Consider the following 14971-nt stretch of genomic DNA (forward strand, 5'->3'; position numbering starts at 1 on the left):
AAGCGCATGGCCTCTGTCAGGCTTCATCGCTCTTTCCGGCAAACAGCGCGTCCAGCTTCTGCTCGTACTCGTGATAGCCGAGGATATCGTAGAGCTCGTCCCGGGTCTGCATGGTATCCACCACGCTATGCTGGTGGCCCTCGTCCATGATGCTCTGGTAGACCTTCAGCGCGGCGGCGTTCATTGCGCGAAACGCCGACAGCGGGTAAAGCACCATGTCGCAGCCCGCCTCCCCGAGCTCGGCCTGGGTGAACAGCGGCGTGGCGCCGAACTCGGTAATATTGGCCAGAATCGGCGCGTCGACGCGCTCGCAGAAGGCGCGATAGTCGTCGAGGCTGTGCACCGCTTCGGCAAACACGCCGTCGGCGCCGGCCTCGACGCAGGCGTTGGCCCGCTCGATGGCGGCGTCCAGCCCTTCTTTCTGGAAAGCGTCGGTGCGCGCCATGAGGAAAAACTCGGGATCCAGGCGCGCGTCGGCGGCGGCCTTGATGCGATCGACCATTTCCGCCTGGGGCACAATCGCCTTGTTGGGCCGGTGGCCGCAGCGTTTCTGCGATACCTGGTCTTCCAGGTGCACCGCGGCCACGCCGGCGCGCTGCATCTCCTTGACGCTGCGGGCAATGTTGAAGGCCCCGCCCCAGCCGGTATCGATATCCACCAGCAGCGGCAAGTCGGTAGCGCCACAAATGCGATGGGCGTCTTCCACCACGTCGTTCATGGTGGTCATGCCCAGATCCGGCAGGCCAAAAGAGGCGTTGGCCACCCCGCCGCCGGAGAGATAAATCGCCTGATGGCCCACGCGCTCGGCCATCAGCGCAGTGTAGGCGTTAATCGTGCCGAGGATCGGCAGCGGGTGGCTCCGGTTGAGCGCGGCGCGAAAGCGCGCGCCGGGGGTGAGTGCGGTCATGGTCATCCTCGCTGAAAAGACGCTTCAAATACTACAGATCGTTTCATCCGCCAGCCAGCGGCGACACCCGGGTTTACCCCCAAGGTATAAGCGCCGCGTGCCCAGCGCCGGCACTTTTGCCAGCACTTTTGCCAGTACTTTTGCCAGCACTTTTGCCAGTACTTTTGCCAGTACTTTTCTTTTGCCAGTACTTTCGCCGGTACTTTCGCCGGTACTTTTGCCGGCGCTTTCTCGGCAGCGCCTTCGGCATCTGGCAAGGCCGACGCCCCATCCCTAGAATAGGGCGCTTATATGGACCCGTCCTGTTGTGCAAGCCAGAAGCAACAACGCATAAGAGTGAGGACTGCACGCTTATATCCGGCCTATTGATGGCACTTGCCGTGCCTGGCCCTGATGGAATACGCGCTCTCTGCTCTGATCTCCCACTCGGCCTCGTGATGGGCCTGCGCACTTTACAGAGTGACAGAAAGCCGGTCTGACCCGTTATGCCATCGAAGCATCTCGCCTGCGCAACCTCGGGGTTGGGTAACTTATCGCATGCTAAGCTATATTCCCTGTTTGTTCGGTATCATCAAGCGGCCTCCTGCGGCTGATAGCGCCGTTCATGGGCCAATAGCGACCAGCAAATCCGCGCCATCTTGTTCGCCAGGGCCACAATGGCCTTGCGTTGCCCAAGACGCGCCGCTAACGAGCAGGCCCAACGGGACAGCCGGTCGGGATGTTCCTGACGTTGGAACTGGCGTAATGCCGCGCGGGCACCGTGCACCAACTGCTTTCGAACCTCGCCATTGCCGCGTTTGGTGATCCCCATCAACTGGTTGCGACCCCCGCTGGAATGCTGGCGTGGCACTAGCCCCAACGAGGCGCTGAACTGACGTCCGTTGGGGAATCGCGCCGGATCGCCCAGATGGCTGAACAACAGCGTCGCATTGATCGGGCCGATGCCGGGCAGACTCATCAGCCGCTGCATGTCATCTGATGCCCTGGCCAGACGCTGCAGACGCTTGTCATAGCGCGCGATCCGGGCATCGTTCTCGAGCCATTGATCGAGCAGGTCGTTCAGCAGGGTGTAGAGTTCTTCCCCCAGCCGCGCCCGTTGCTCGTCCAGCCGCTCACGAATAACGCCCTGGCGTATCACCGCGTGCCCCTGCGACACGATTAGACCAAACTCGCCCAGCAGGCCGCGCAGCTCGTTGCCGACGGCGGTGCGTTCGCGCACTAACCGACTGCGTACTCGGTGCACTGCTTGCAGGGACTGTTGTGCTTCCGTCTTGATCGTCACTCGAGGCGTGGCCGGGCGCGCCGCAGCCTCGGCGATAGCCGCGGCATCGCGCGCATCGTTCTTGTGGCCCAGCACGAAGGGCTTGACCGCCTGCGGTGGCAGTAGCTCGGCCTCATGGCCCAGCGTGCCAATGTCTCTCGCCCAGTAATGAGCGGAGCCGCACGCTTCCATGGCGACGTGGCAAGGCGGAATTTGGGCCAGCGTCAAGCGTAACTTCTCTCGCCGGACTTGCTTGCTGAATACTTTGTGACCGTGCGCATCCACGGCATGCAGTTGAAAAACGTGTTTCGCCAGGTCAATGCCTATAATGCTAATCTGTTTCATGGATGGATCCTCCTTCACCGATGCCGTCAGTGTTCTGTGCACTGCTGGCTAGATGTTATATCCAGCTTGGCACAGAAGGACGGGTCCATCCCATTTCCCACGACAGCAAGGCAACCTCCTTCGACCATGACCCAGCCGCTGACGCTTGTCCCGCTGCCCTACGCCCGCGAACCGCTTTCGCTGTTTGCCCGGCTGCGCCGCCGCCCGGGCGCCGTACTGCTCGATAGCGGCCGTCCGGAAGCTCGCGGCCGCTACGACATCATGAGCAGCGACCCGCTGGGCACCCTGCATGTAGACGCCAATGGCCAGCCGCATCTAAGATGCCACGCCGACACCCTTGCCGCCCTGCCCGCCGGGATCACCGATGCCTTTGCCGCCCAGGCCTGGCTGCTGGAGCAACTGCCCTTTCCCACAGTGGAAAGCGAGCTTCCGTTTCTGGGCGGCCTCATGGGCTACTGGGGCTACGACCTGGGCCGTGCGCACCAGGGCGTTGACAGCGCCAGGCCCGCCGCCACTTCGCTGCCCGCCGCGCGCCTGGGGCTTTACGACTGGGCGATCATCACCGACCACGAAGCGCAGACAACCTGGCTCGCCGCTTCGAAGCGTCGGGCTGCGGCAGTGCAGCAACGGCTGGAACAGCCGCCAGTCGCCCATGAGGAATTCCGCCTGGCTGCGCCGTTTCGTGCCGACATGTCCAGGGAAGCTTACGCCGAGCGTTTTGCCCGGGTGCAGGACTATATTCGCGCCGGGGACTGCTACCAGATCAACCTCGCCCAGCGCCTTACCGCCCGCTACCGGGGCGATCCCTGGGGCGCCTACTGCCGTCTGCGTCGAGCCACGCCGACGCCGTTTGCCGCCTTCATGGCCTGGGAGAACAAGGCAGTGATGTCGCTCTCCCCCGAGCGCTTTATCCAGGTCCGCGACGGCCTTGTGGAAACCCGCCCGATCAAGGGCACCCGCCCCCGAGGCGACACCCCGGAAAGCGATCGCACCCAGGCACGGGAGCTGCAGCACAGCGCCAAGGACCGCGCCGAAAACGTGATGATCGTGGACCTGCTGCGCAACGATCTCGGTCGGGTATGTCGCCCGGGCAGCGTGCGCGTCCCCAGGCTTTGCGGGCTGGAAAGCTACCCCAACGTGCACCACCTGGTCAGCGTGGTGCAGGGAGAGCTTGCTGAAGGTGGCTCACCGCTTGCCCTGCTGGAAGCCGCTTTCCCCGGCGGCTCGATTACCGGCGCGCCGAAAGTCCGCGCCATGCAGATCATCGACGAGCTGGAACCCTGCCAGCGCAGCCTCTACTGCGGCAGTCTCGGCTACGTGGACGCGCGCGGCCATATGGATACTTCCATAGCCATCCGCACGGTGCTGGCCGACGGCGAGGCGCTGCACGTTTGGGGCGGCGGCGGCCTGGTCGCCGACTCGGCCCCACACACGGAATACGCCGAAACCCTGGACAAGATCCGCCACCTCCTGTCCTCACTGGAATAAAAAAATAAAATTTAAAAACCAAAAGAAATATACAAACCAAACAAAACGTTATTGGGGCGTCTGTCGGCCTTCCTGTTAATCTTCCGCCATTCACCACGGCAACAGGAGACACGATGGCCTTCCCCGCGCTCGCTACCGTCAACCGCGACCTCGGTCACGACCCACTCGCTCTCATCGAATGGGCCATGCGCCAGGGCAAGCGGCCTCTGTGCACCACCAACTTCCGCCCGTTTGAAGCGGTCATCCTGCACATGGTCACCCGGGTAAAGCCGGACATTCCCGTCGTGTGGATGGACAGCGGCTATAACACCCCCGCCACCTACCGTTTTGCCGACGAGCTGGTCCGGCGGCTCGACCTCAATCTTGTCAGCTACGTGCCCCGGCGCACCCGCGCCCACCGCGAGGCGCTGGAGGGCGACTTTCCCGGCATCGACGATCCGCGCCACGCCGCCTTTACCCGGGAAGTCAAAATCGAGCCGTTCGAACGCGCGCTTGACGAGATGCGACCGGACGTCTGGTTCACCGCCCTTCGCGCCGAGGACACCGCCGAGCGTGCCAGGATGCAGCCGGCAAGCAAAGGCGGTGACGACCTGCTGAAAATCGCCCCGCTGCTTCACTGGAGTACCAGCCAGATGTACGACTATCGGGTGGCGCACGACCTGCCCGACAACGTCGACTACTTTGACCCCACCAAGGTCGAGGAAAAGCGCGAATGCGGGCTGCACCTGCAGCATTGAGGCTGAAAAAGGCCGCCCGGCGCGGCCGCTAGTATTCCGGCAGACGAATATCGTCAAACAGCGTTTTCTCGTGGCGCGGCCCGGCCGTCAGGGCCGCGTCTACCAGGTCCCGGTCCAGGTGCGGCGCAAAGCGGGCGAGAAAGTCATACATGTAGCCGCGCATGAAGGTGCCCCGGCGAATGCCGATCTTGGTCGTCGAGCTTTCAAACAGGTGATCGGCCCTGAGCGCGACCAGATCACTGTCCAGCGCCTCGTCAACCGCCATGCCCGCCACAATGCCCACGCCCATGCCCAGGCGCACATAGGTCTTGATCACGTCGGCATCCGCCGCGGTCAGCACCACGTTGGGCGTAAGGCCCTGGGCCCTGAAGGCATCATCCAGCTGCGAACGGCCGGTAAAGCCGAACACATAGGTCACCAGGGCGTAGCCGGCAAGAGCCTCCAGGGTCAGGGCGCCGTCAAGACGGGTCAGCGGATGGCCCCTGGGCACCAGCACGCAGCGATTCCAGCGGTAGCACGGCAGCAGTATCAGGTCGGTGAACAGCTCGAGCGACTCGGTGGCAATGGCAAAGTCGGCCTGACCCTCGCTGACCATCTGGGCAATCTGCTTGGGCGTGCCCTGCTGCATATGCAGCGCCACGTCCGGATACTTGCGGGTAAATTCGGCAATCACCGGGGGCAGCGCATAGCGTGCCTGGGTGTGCGTGGTGGCGATGGCCATGCTGCCGCGCCGTTCGTCGCTGTGTTCCTGGGCCACCTCCTTGATGTTCTCCGTCAGCCGCAGCACCTGGCCCGCCAGCTCGATAATGGCCTCCCCCGCCGGCGTGACCCGGGTCAGATGCTTGCCGCTGCGGGCGAAAATTTCCACGCCCAGCTCGTCTTCCAGCAGGCGCACCTGTTTGGAGATCCCTGGCTGCGAGGTATAAAGACTCTGCGCGGTGGCCGAGACGTTAAGATTGTGCCGCCTGACTTCCCAGATGTAGCGTAGCTGCTGTAGCTTCATGCGTTGGCCTTTTCTTGGTGGCAGCCCGTTCAAGCGGCTGACATTCTCTTTGAAGAATAAAAAACATCTTTATAATACTTTTAAAGCATAGAAGATGCCAGCATTGCTGCCTACCGAAAACGGTCAGCGTCTCATCAGCGGCAGCGGGCATCCGCAGAGTTGCCAGTCCTGGCCATGCCGGCTAACATTTGCCGGCTTGGCGCGGTGAAAGCGCTTGAAACACGCCTGGAGCCGTTGCTTCGGACACGGCAACGACACATCAAGAGCAACGCAAACGGGAGAAGACAATGTCCAACGTAGACGTCACCAACGCCAACTTTGAAGAGGAAGTGCTCAACGCCGAACAGCCGGTACTGCTCAAGTTCTGGGCCCCCTGGTGCGGCCCCTGCAAGGTGATGGCGCCGGTGGTCGACGAAGTCGCCGACGAGCGCGACGGCAGCGTCAAGGTGGCCAGCATCAACGTCGATGACGCACCGGAAATTGCCGCCGAGCAGGGCGTTCGCGGCGTCCCCACCGTCATGCTGTTCAAGTCCGGCACCAAGGTGGCCTCGCTGGTGGGCGCGCAGTCCAAGTCCCAGCTCAGCCAGTTCCTCGACCAGAACGCCTGACAGCACCGCCCCTCTGTCACAGAGCCCAGGGCGCAAAAAAACCGGCCGCTGGCGCGGCCGGTCCAGGCGTCGCTCGAGCACGTCAACCCAAATCCTCTCGCTCGCCATCAATCGGCATCGGCGTCTCGCCGGCGCCGCGAAGGCGGGCGCCTGGCCTGGCGCAAACCGCGCTCTCCATCCCCCTCCAGGCGCGAGCCCGGCCCCAAGAGGTGGGCCATCCACCGGGTTTGCGGATGGCTGTCCAGGGCGATCTTGAGCGTCATGGTCAAGAGCACCGACAGCAACAGCCCCGCCACGCCGAAAATCCAGCCCCACACCACCAGCGACAAAAACGCCACCAGGGTGGACAGACCCAGCGCCCGCCCCATCAGCCGCGGCTCTACCAAATTGCCCAGCACGAAGTTGACCACCAGATAGGCAAGCGAGAGTAAAAACGCCTCGCCGATGCCGCCATCCTGACTGACCAGCAGCAGCAGAACCGGCGGCACCGCGGCAATCGCCGAGCCGATGTTGGGAATAAAGTTCAGCGCAAACGCTAGCACCGCCCAAAGCAGCGCAAACTTGACGCCCACCAGCAGGCAGGCCAGCCAGATGAGAATCCCGGTTGTCAGGCTGATCACCGTCTTTACCGCCAGGTAGCGCTTCAGCGTGACGCTGAACTCGGCAAAGCGCTCGAGACTGGGCGCCGGATTGGCCAGCGCCAGCGACACCTTCCCCCGAAAATGCAGCGTCTCAAACATCATGAATACCACCAGCAGCGACACCACCATGCTCTGCATGAAAAAGTTGCCCAGCTCGCTTAGCAGCATGGGCACCCAGGTGGTGTCCCCTTCTCCGCCAAACAGCGCCTCGATCTCCTTGGGATTAATCGCCAGGCCAAACGCCGAAAGCTGATTGAGGGCCTGCCAGTAGGTCTGGCGCAGCCGGGTCTCGATATCCGGCAGCGCCTCGACAAAAGTGCTGAAGCTGTTGGCGACGAGAAACCCCAGCAGCGTGACCAGCCCCATCAGCACCAGCAACGTAAGCAGGACGGCAGCGCGCATGGGCAGCCCGCGGCGGTGAAGCCACTGCACCGGCTCGGTGCATACCACGGCGATAAAAAACGCCAGCAAAAGCGGTACCAGCAGGCTAGCCCCGAGCTTCATGCCGGCAACGATGATCACCAGCGCGGCCAGTGCCAGGGTGGCGTGAAGCGGTATGCTGCGATAGCCCGGATCCGATTCGTTGAGCATTTAGCGAGTCTCTGGTAGTTGGCTTGGGGGATGATTCAATAGCATGGAAGAGCGTTGTTAGCCTTACCGGCCGATAGTGGCGCCTTTTTTCTGCCCCGTAAAACGTCGGCGCCCAAAAGGCTTGGGCAGCAGGAGCCACAGCATGCCTCAAACCGGCACGGAAAAATTGAAACCATCGTGCAAGAGCAGCCGCGCTTCCACCACGGCTGCCATACTAGGGCCAGCAAGGCAAGCTAGGACAGCTTGGCACGGCAACGTCTTTTTCGTAGTTCTCACTATAGGGGGCAGTTTTTCCATGCGATATCATACGCTTGGCTATCGCCGTCACAACGGCGCAAGTGGCCGTATTGCGCTGCTTTTTTCGCTGGCGCTCGGCGTTTTCACCGCCGCCTCTTCCTCGCTGGCCGACAGCGCCCGTACGCCGGGCATCGTGGTACAGGCGCAGTCCACCGTTGAGGTAACGCCCGATCGCGCCACCGTTCGCGCTCGGCTATGGGAGGATACCCCCGCTGTCGACCTCGCTGAAGAACAGCAGCGCCAACGGCATCAGAAAGCCCGCCGGGAAGCGCGCGACACCCTGGAAGAGCGCGCCGCCAGCCTGATCGACACGCTTGAAGACGGCGCCGGCATTGACCGCGACGCCATCAGCGCCGGCTCGCTGGGCGTGCACCCGCGCCGCGATGAGACCCGAGGCACCGGACAGGATAATGACGGCAAGTCCCTGACGAGCACGCGGCTGGAGCGTCCGATCACCGTTCAGCTCGACGACCTGGACCGGCTCGAGGGCGTGCTCGGCGCGCTGATGGCCGCCGACGTCAACCGCCTCGACGGCGTGACCTTTGATCTCAAGGACCGCCAGGCCGCCACCGACAGGGCGCTGACCCGGGCGCTGAAAAAGGCCCGCCACAAGGCCGAGCTGATGGCAGACACCCTGGAGTCAGAGCTTGGCCGCGTGCAGCACGTCGAGGAAACCCGCTCTCCGGGCTTTTCCCCGCGCATGATGAGCGCAAGCGCCGATTCGCGCAGCCAGGCCGAAGCCTCGGCACCGGCTATGGAATATCGCCCCGGGACCGTTGAGATCGAGGCCGGGGTCACCGCTGAGTGGACGCTTGAAGGCAGTGCCGACGCAGACAGCGCCGCCGGCAGAGACAGCAATAACGAAAGTGATAGCGACGCTTAAAGGCGAATCGACTCTGCGCCGCCCATGTACGGCCGCAGCGGCTCGGGAACGGTGACCGTGCCGTCCGCCTGCTGGTGGTTTTCCAGCACCGCCAGCAGGCAGCGCCCCACCGCCAGGCCGGAGCCGTTCAGCGTATGTACCAGCCGCGGCTTTTTCGCCGCGGGGTGGCGATAGCGCGCCCGCATCCGCCGGGCCTGGAAATCCTCGCAGTTGGAAATCGAGGAAATTTCCCGATAGGTCTCCTGGCTGGGTAGCCACACTTCCAGATCGTAGGTCTTGGCCGCACCAAAGCCCATGTCGCCGGCGCACAGCGTCATGGCGCGATAGGGCAGCTCCAGCGCCTGCAGGATCGCTTCGGCGTGGTCGCGCATCTGCTCCAGCGCCTCATAGCTCTGCTCGGGCTCGACAACCTGCACCATTTCCACCTTGTCAAACTGGTGCTGGCGGATCATGCCCCGGGTATCCTTGCCGTGGGAGCCGGCTTCGCTGCGAAAGCACGGCGTGTGGGCCGTCAGCTTCAGCGGTAGCGCCTCAGCCTCGACGATCTCGTCGCGCACGAAGTTGGCCAGCGGCACTTCCGAGGTCGGAATCAGGTGGTACTCGCGTTCGTCGTCCAGGCGGAACAGGTCCTCGCCGAACTTGGGCAGCTGCCCGGTCCCGACCAGCGAGTCGCGGTTGACGATATAGGGCACGTAGCACTCTTCGTAGCCGTGCCTCTCGGTCTGGGTATCGAGCATGAACTGCGCCAGCGCCCGGTGCAGCTTCGCCACCGGGCCGCGCATCACGGCAAAGCGCGCGCCGGTGAGCTTGGCGGCCAGGTCAAAGTCGAGATAGCCGGACTTCTTGCCCAGATCCACGTGGTCAAGCACCTCGAAATCAAATTCGCGCGGCGCCCCCCAGCGGTGAAGCTCGACGTTGTCGTCTTCGCTGTGGCCGTCGGGCACGCTCTCGTGGGGCAGGTTGGGAATCCCGCTGACGGCGTGCTCCCACTCCTCCTGCACCTCGGCGTGGGCCTGCTTGGCCTCGTCCAGCCGGTCGCCCAGATCGCTCACCTCATCCAGCAGCGGCTGAATGTCCTCCCCGCTGGCCTTGGCATTGCCGATCGCCTTGGAGCGCGTATTGCGCTCGTTCTGCAGCTGTTCGGTCCGGGTCTGCAGCTCGCGGCGGCGGGACTCCAGCGCGGCAAGCCCTTCGGTATCCAGGGTATAGCCGCGGCGAGCCAGCTGCCGGGCCACCGCCTCCAGATCTCCGCGCAACAGTTTCGGGTCGAGCATGAGTCATCCTCCGGGCTGAAAACAGAAAGACAGGCGGCAACAAGCGCCCGTGCCAAGGGCCGCCATTGTAGGCAAAAGCCCGTCGTGGAGCTATGGTTGGCTCCACCTCTTAACTCATCCCACCACCGCGAGACACCATGACCCGCAGCGATGCCTCAACGCCTTTCATGATCGTTTTCAACGCCCTTGACGAAATTCACCGCGGCGACCCACGCACCGTTGAGGTGGACGGCGCAGCCGAGCCCAAGGAGCTGGTCTACGCCCGGCGCATGAGCGCCTGGCTTGAACACCTTGACGGCGAGCCAGGCGAGATTCTGCGCCTGGCCGTGCGCGCCCAACACCTTGAGCGCTGGCGACTGCCCCGGGCCGACTACCCCGAAGGCCGCGCGGGCTACCTGACCTGGCGCCGCGACCAGAGTCGCCGGGCCGGCGAGACCACGGCTAAGCTGATGATCGATGCCGGCTACGCCGAGGCTGAGGCCGAGCGTGCCGCCAGGATCATTCGCAAGCAGGGCCTTAAGCGCGACGCCGAGGTGCAGACGCTTGAAGACTGCGCCTGCCTGGTCTTTCTGGAAAACTACTTTGCCGACTTCTCGCGCACCATCGAGCGCGACCACCTGATCCGCATCGTCCAGAAAACCTGGCGCAAGATGTCGCCCCGGGCTCGGGAGCTGGCGCTTGCCCTGCCCATGTCCGAAGCCTCCGCGGCCATCGTCAAGGAGGCCCTGGCGGACGCGCCGACCTGAGGTAGCGCCCGTGTGCAGCCCGGGAGCGGCTGCGTTAAACTGGTGACTTCCCTTTGATCTCCGGCTTTCCGGCTGTGACGGTGCTGATACCCCATGATTGCATCCCTGACTCGGCAGACAGTCCCTCTCGAGCGCGCAAGCGCCGACTACGTGCGCTTTCTCGAAGCGCTCAAGGCCAGCGGCTTCGACGGCGAGATTGCCCCGGACTACGCCAGCCGCACCGTCGCGGCCACGGACAACTCCATCTACCAGCGCTTGCCTCAGGCAGTGCTCTACCCCCGCCACGCCGAGGACCTTGAGCGCATCGCCAAGCTTGCCGGCGAAGTGCCCAACCGCGATATCGTCCTTGCTCCCCGGGGCGGCGGCACCGGCACCAACGGCCAGTCGCTCACCGACGGGCTGGTGGTGGACGTTTCCCGGCACATGAACCGCATCCTCGAGATCGACGTGGAAAACCGCCGGGTACGGGTCCAGGCCGGCGTGGTCAAGGATCAGCTCAACGCCGCGCTCAGGCCCTACGGGCTCTTCTTTGCCCCGGACCTGTCCACCTCCAACCGCGCCACCATCGGCGGGATGGTCTCCACCGACGCCAGCGGCCAGGGCAGCTGCGAATACGGCAAGACCCGGGACCACGTGCTTGAGCTCGACACCGTGCTGCTGGGCGGCAAGCGCCTGACAAGCCACGCCCTTGCGCCGGACGAAGAGCGCGACACCTGCGCCCGGCGCGGCATGATCGGCGCTATTCACCGCACCGCCGCCGACATCATCGATCGCAAGGCCGAGCTCATCGCCGCGACGTTTCCGCCGCTCAACCGCTGCCTCACCGGCTACGACCTGGCCCACCTGCGCGACGACGCAGGCCACCTGGATATCAACAGCCTGCTGTGCGGCTCGGAAGGCTCGCTGGGGTTATTAAACGAGGCGGTGCTCAAGGTGCTGCCCATCCCCCGCCACTCGACGCTGGTCAACGTGCGCTACTCGGGCTTCATGGACGCTCTCAGGGATGCCAAGGCCTTGATGGGCAAGGCGCAGCCGACGTCCATCGAAACCATCGACGACACCGTGCTGCTGCTGGCCATGGACGACTTCGTCTGGGACGGCGTGGCCGAGTTCTTCCCCGACGGCGACACGCCCATTCGCGGCATCAACCTGGTGGAGTTCAACGACGACGATCCGGAAAGGCTGGCCGAACGCGTGGCGAGCTTTACCCGCCACCTGGGCGAGGATACCAGCGTTGCCCGGCTGGGCTACACCCTGGCCGAGGGTCGGAGCGCCATGCAAAGGGTCTACGCCATGCGCAAGCGCGCGGTGGGGCTTTTGGGCAACGCCAGGGGCGAGAAGCGCCCGATCCCGTTTGTCGAAGACACCGCCGTGCCGCCGGAGCACCTGGCCGACTACATCGCCGAGTTTCGCGCCGTGCTGGATCGCCACGAGCTCAAATACGGCATGTTTGGCCACGTCGACGCCGGCGTGCTCCACGTGCGCCCGGCCATCGACATGAAGGACCCCGAGCAGGCGCGGCTGATCCGCGAGATTTCCGACGAGGTGGCCGCGCTGACCCAGCGCTACCATGGCCTTTTGTGGGGCGAGCACGGCAAGGGCATTCGCTCGGAATACGCGCCCCGATTCTTCGGCGAGCTCTACCCCAGCCTGCAGCGGGTCAAGGCTGCCTTTGATCCCCACAACCAGCTCAACCCGGGCAAGATCGCCTCGCCCCGCCACGACGGCGGGCTGATCGCCCGGGAAAGCGACCCCGCCCTTCTCGCCATCGACGGCGTCACCACCCGGGGCGAGCTTGATCGCACCATCGACGAGCGCGCCTGGCAGTCCTACGACGCCGCAGTGTACTGCAACGGCAACGGCGCCTGCTACAACTACGACGTCGACGACCCCATGTGTCCGTCGTGGAAGGCCACCCGCCAGCGCATTCATTCACCCAAGGGCCGCGCCAGCCTGATCCGCGAGTGGCTGCGGCTGCAAACCGAAGCCGGCATCGACGTGGTGGAAGAGTCGCGCAAGAAAAAGGCCGAGGGCATCGGCGGCTTTATCGCCCATCTGCCGCTGCGCGCCTATAACACCCTGAGCCGCCGGGGCCGCGACGACTACTCTCACCAGGTGTACGAGGCCATGGCCGGCTGCCTGGCGTGCAAATCCTGCGCCAGCCAGTGCCCGGTGAAAGTCAACGTGCCGCAGTTCCGCTCGCAGTTTCTCGAGGTCTACCACGGCCGCTACCTGCGCCCGCTGCGGGACTACCTGATCGGCACCACCGAGTTTCTGCTGCCCACCCTTGCCAAGGTGGCGCCGCTCTACAACGGCCTGCTCACCAGCCGCCTGGGGGACACCCTGATGCGCCGGGGGCTGGGCATGAGCGACTCGCCGACGATCGCCCGGGCGAGCCTGAAAAAGCAGCTCAGGGCCTGGGGCGTCAGCCCCGCCACGCCCACCGCGCTCGGCCTGCTCACCGAGCAGCAGCGCGCTAACAGCGTGATTATCGTCCAGGACGCCTTCACCACCCACTTTGAAGCCAGGCTGGTGATGGACGTGGTCGAGCTTTTATCCCGACTCAACCTGCGGGTATTTGTCATGCCCTACGCCGCCAACGGCAAGCCGCTCGACGTCCAGGGCTTTCTCGGCGCGTTCCACCGCACCGCGGAGAAACAGGCCCGGCGCCTGTGCACCCTGGCCGACTTCGGCGTGCCGCTGGTGGGCATCGACCCGGCGATGACGCTGTGCTACCGGCAGGAATACGTCAAGGCGCTGGGGGAAGACGCCGTGCCGCCGGTGCACCTGCTGCAGGAATGGCTGGCCACCCGGCTGAATACGCTCCCGGTAGCCCCGCTTGCCGGCCCCGAAGGCGGCTACCGGCTGCTGTCCCACTGCACCGAGAAGACCAGCGAGCCCCAAAGCCCCCGCGCCTGGCAGCGGGTCTTCGCCGCCTTCGGCCTGGAGCTTGAAACCCTTGCCAGCGGCTGCTGCGGCATGTCCGGTACCTACGGCCACGAAACCCGCAACGTCGAGACGTCGAAAACCATCTACGCCCAGTCCTGGCAGCCCGTGGTCGAGGCCGAAGAGCGCCAAGGCCGCCTGCTGGCCACCGGCTACTCCTGCCGCAGCCAGGCCGGCCGCTTTTCAAACGCTGCCCTGCCCCACCCGCTGCAGGCGCTGCTTCACGCCATGAAGCGTACGGGCTGAGTCACGCAGCTACACGGCATGTTTTCTCAGGCCCGCTGAAAAGGTGCCTTGCGGGCGCTGAGCTATCCAGCCGGGTGGGAGCGGACTTTCGTCCGCGAAAGGGACTGCCTGTAAACCATATTCGCGCAGTGAATGGCGTTTACGCCCGTTTTTTGGGCGCTCCCACCACACATTATCGAAGGATCGATGAGCCTAGAAAAACATCGCCTCAAGTGCTTTCCCGGGGCTCTCCTTGCGCATAAAGGCCTCGCCCACCAAAAAGCCGTTGACGTTGTGGGCACGCATTTTGGCCACGTCTTCCCTGGTGTGGATGCCGGATTCGGTGATTACCGTCACGCCCTCGGGGACTTTCTTGAGCAGATCCAGCGTGGTATCGAGGGTGGTGTCGAAGGTGTGGAGGTTGCGGTTGTTGATGCCAACAAGCTCAAGGTCAAGCTTCAGCGCGCGCTCCAGCTCGTGGGCGTCGTGGACCTCCACCAGCACGTCCATGCCCAGCTCATGGGCCCGGCGGTTGAGCTCGGCAAGCCTGGCATCGTCAAGGGCGGCAACGATCAGCAGGATACAGTCCGCGCCGATGGCCCGGGCCTCGGTGACCTGATAGCCGTGGGTGATGAAGTCCTTGCGGATCACCGGGAGCCGGCAGGCGTCCCGGGCGGCGATGAGGAAATCCTCGTGGCCCTGGAAGAAGTCCGCGTCGGTGAGCACCGAGAGGCAGGCCGCGCCGCCGTCGGCGTAGCTTTGGGCGATCGCGGCCGGAGCAAAGTCTTCGCGGATGACGCCCTTGGACGGCGAGGCCTTCTTGATCTCGGCGATAACCGCCGCCTCACCGGCCGCCATGCGCCCGTTCAAGGCGCGAATAAAGCCGCGCGGGGCGCTTTGCTGCTCGGCCAGCGCCACCAGGTCGGCTTCGGGCACGGCCCGGCGGCGCTCGGCCACTTCTTCGTCCTTGCGCGCCAGAATACGGGTCAGCACGGTGGGCCTAGCCTGATCGCTCATGA

Annotated in this window: 13 protein-coding genes; 6 read left to right on the top strand and 7 right to left on the bottom strand. The window is 64.4% G+C overall.

Features of this window, described 5'->3' with window-relative positions; translation table 11 throughout:
- Positions 1 to 16 precede the first annotated feature (16 nt).
- The 3 genes from prpB to P1P91_RS10300 all read right to left on the bottom strand — a co-directional run bounded on the left by prpB (position 17) and on the right by P1P91_RS10300 (position 2513).
- Positions 17 to 907: a methylisocitrate lyase gene (prpB, locus tag P1P91_RS10290; RefSeq protein ID WP_311882418.1), complete on the bottom strand. Its 891-nt coding sequence runs from the start codon at positions 905 to 907 to the stop codon at positions 17 to 19.
- A gap of 2 nt (positions 908 to 909) precedes the next feature.
- Complete coding sequence (locus tag P1P91_RS10295) at positions 910 to 1164, bottom strand: hypothetical protein (protein WP_311882420.1); 255 nt, start codon at positions 1162 to 1164, stop codon at positions 910 to 912.
- Positions 1165 to 1478: 314 nt separating this feature from the next.
- Complete coding sequence (locus P1P91_RS10300) at positions 1479 to 2513, bottom strand: IS110 family RNA-guided transposase (protein ID WP_311882018.1); 1035 nt, start codon at positions 2511 to 2513, stop codon at positions 1479 to 1481.
- A 126-nt stretch (positions 2514 to 2639) separates the two neighbouring features.
- On the opposite strand from P1P91_RS10300, the gene pabB reads away from it, so the two are divergent.
- Positions 2640 to 4001 (top strand): aminodeoxychorismate synthase component I, encoded by a 1362-nt coding sequence (gene pabB / locus P1P91_RS10305; protein WP_311882421.1) that lies wholly within the window; start codon positions 2640 to 2642, stop codon positions 3999 to 4001.
- Positions 4002 to 4114: 113 nt separating this feature from the next.
- Positions 4115 to 4738 carry a phosphoadenosine phosphosulfate reductase domain-containing protein gene (locus P1P91_RS10310; RefSeq protein ID WP_311882422.1) on the top strand — a complete coding sequence of 208 codons (624 nt, stop codon included), beginning with the start codon at positions 4115 to 4117 and terminating at the stop codon, positions 4736 to 4738.
- A gap of 28 nt (positions 4739 to 4766) precedes the next feature.
- On the opposite strand, the gene cysB is transcribed toward P1P91_RS10310, so the two are convergent.
- Positions 4767 to 5741: an HTH-type transcriptional regulator CysB gene (gene cysB, locus P1P91_RS10315; protein ID WP_311882423.1), complete on the bottom strand. Its 975-nt coding sequence runs from the start codon at positions 5739 to 5741 to the stop codon at positions 4767 to 4769.
- Positions 5742 to 6028: 287 nt separating this feature from the next.
- Here cysB and trxA point away from each other — a divergent pair, with 287 nt between their 5' ends.
- Positions 6029 to 6349 (top strand): thioredoxin, encoded by a 321-nt coding sequence (gene trxA / locus P1P91_RS10320; protein ID WP_311882424.1) that lies wholly within the window; start codon positions 6029 to 6031, stop codon positions 6347 to 6349.
- Positions 6350 to 6456: 107 nt separating this feature from the next.
- Here the strand turns inward: trxA and P1P91_RS10325 are convergent, their stop codons facing one another.
- Entirely contained in the window at positions 6457 to 7581 is a 1125-nt protein-coding gene (locus P1P91_RS10325; protein ID WP_311882425.1) for an AI-2E family transporter, read from the bottom strand.
- A gap of 295 nt (positions 7582 to 7876) precedes the next feature.
- On the opposite strand from P1P91_RS10325, the gene P1P91_RS10330 reads away from it, so the two are divergent.
- Positions 7877 to 8761, top strand: a complete 885-nt coding sequence (locus P1P91_RS10330; RefSeq protein ID WP_311882426.1) for an SIMPL domain-containing protein — start codon at positions 7877 to 7879, stop codon at positions 8759 to 8761.
- Here the strand turns inward: P1P91_RS10330 and serS are convergent.
- Positions 8758 to 10035: a serine--tRNA ligase gene (gene serS, locus P1P91_RS10335; RefSeq protein WP_311882427.1), complete on the bottom strand. Its 1278-nt coding sequence runs from the start codon at positions 10033 to 10035 to the stop codon at positions 8758 to 8760. The genes P1P91_RS10330 and serS overlap by 4 nt on opposite strands.
- Positions 10036 to 10202: 167 nt before the next feature.
- On the opposite strand from serS, the gene P1P91_RS10340 reads away from it, so the two are divergent.
- Both P1P91_RS10340 and ydiJ read left to right on the top strand, forming a co-directional pair.
- The gene (locus tag P1P91_RS10340; protein ID WP_311882428.1) at positions 10203 to 10781 is read left to right on the top strand and encodes a DUF4202 domain-containing protein; all 579 of its coding nucleotides are present in this window, start codon (positions 10203 to 10205) and stop codon (positions 10779 to 10781) included.
- A 93-nt stretch (positions 10782 to 10874) separates the two neighbouring features.
- On the top strand, positions 10875 to 13973 hold the full coding sequence (ydiJ, locus tag P1P91_RS10345) for a D-2-hydroxyglutarate dehydrogenase YdiJ (protein WP_311882429.1): 3099 nt from the start codon (positions 10875 to 10877) through the stop codon (positions 13971 to 13973).
- Between the two features lie 192 nt (positions 13974 to 14165).
- Here ydiJ and trpC read toward each other — a convergent pair whose 3' ends face one another.
- Positions 14166 to 14969, bottom strand: a complete 804-nt coding sequence (gene trpC, locus P1P91_RS10350) for an indole-3-glycerol phosphate synthase TrpC (RefSeq protein ID WP_311882430.1) — start codon at positions 14967 to 14969, stop codon at positions 14166 to 14168.
- Between the last annotated feature and the right edge of the window lie 2 nt (positions 14970 to 14971).

Source organism: Halomonas piscis (assembly GCF_031886125.1).
Lineage (GTDB): Bacteria > Pseudomonadota > Gammaproteobacteria > Pseudomonadales > Halomonadaceae > Vreelandella > Vreelandella piscis.

Bases quoted from the DNA above. Each gene is read 5' to 3' on its own strand.
- P1P91_RS10310 (WP_311882422.1), top strand. From the start codon at position 4,115: ATGGCCTTCCCCGCGCTCGCTACCGTCAACCGCGACCTCGGTCACGAC.
- cysB (WP_311882423.1), bottom strand. From the start codon at position 5,741: ATGAAGCTACAGCAGCTACGCTACATCTGGGAAGTCAGGCGGCACAAT.
- P1P91_RS10330 (WP_311882426.1), top strand. From the start codon at position 7,877: ATGCGATATCATACGCTTGGCTATCGCCGTCACAACGGCGCAAGTGGC.
- trpC (WP_311882430.1), bottom strand. From the start codon at position 14,969: ATGAGCGATCAGGCTAGGCCCACCGTGCTGACCCGTATTCTGGCGCGC.
- serS (WP_311882427.1), bottom strand. From the start codon at position 10,035: ATGCTCGACCCGAAACTGTTGCGCGGAGATCTGGAGGCGGTGGCCCGG.
- pabB (WP_311882421.1), top strand. From the start codon at position 2,640: ATGACCCAGCCGCTGACGCTTGTCCCGCTGCCCTACGCCCGCGAACCG.
- prpB (WP_311882418.1), bottom strand. From the start codon at position 907: ATGACCGCACTCACCCCCGGCGCGCGCTTTCGCGCCGCGCTCAACCGG.
- P1P91_RS10300 (WP_311882018.1), bottom strand. From the start codon at position 2,513: ATGAAACAGATTAGCATTATAGGCATTGACCTGGCGAAACACGTTTTT.
- trxA (WP_311882424.1), top strand. From the start codon at position 6,029: ATGTCCAACGTAGACGTCACCAACGCCAACTTTGAAGAGGAAGTGCTC.
- P1P91_RS10340 (WP_311882428.1), top strand. From the start codon at position 10,203: ATGATCGTTTTCAACGCCCTTGACGAAATTCACCGCGGCGACCCACGC.
- P1P91_RS10325 (WP_311882425.1), bottom strand. From the start codon at position 7,581: ATGCTCAACGAATCGGATCCGGGCTATCGCAGCATACCGCTTCACGCC.
- ydiJ (WP_311882429.1), top strand. From the start codon at position 10,875: ATGATTGCATCCCTGACTCGGCAGACAGTCCCTCTCGAGCGCGCAAGC.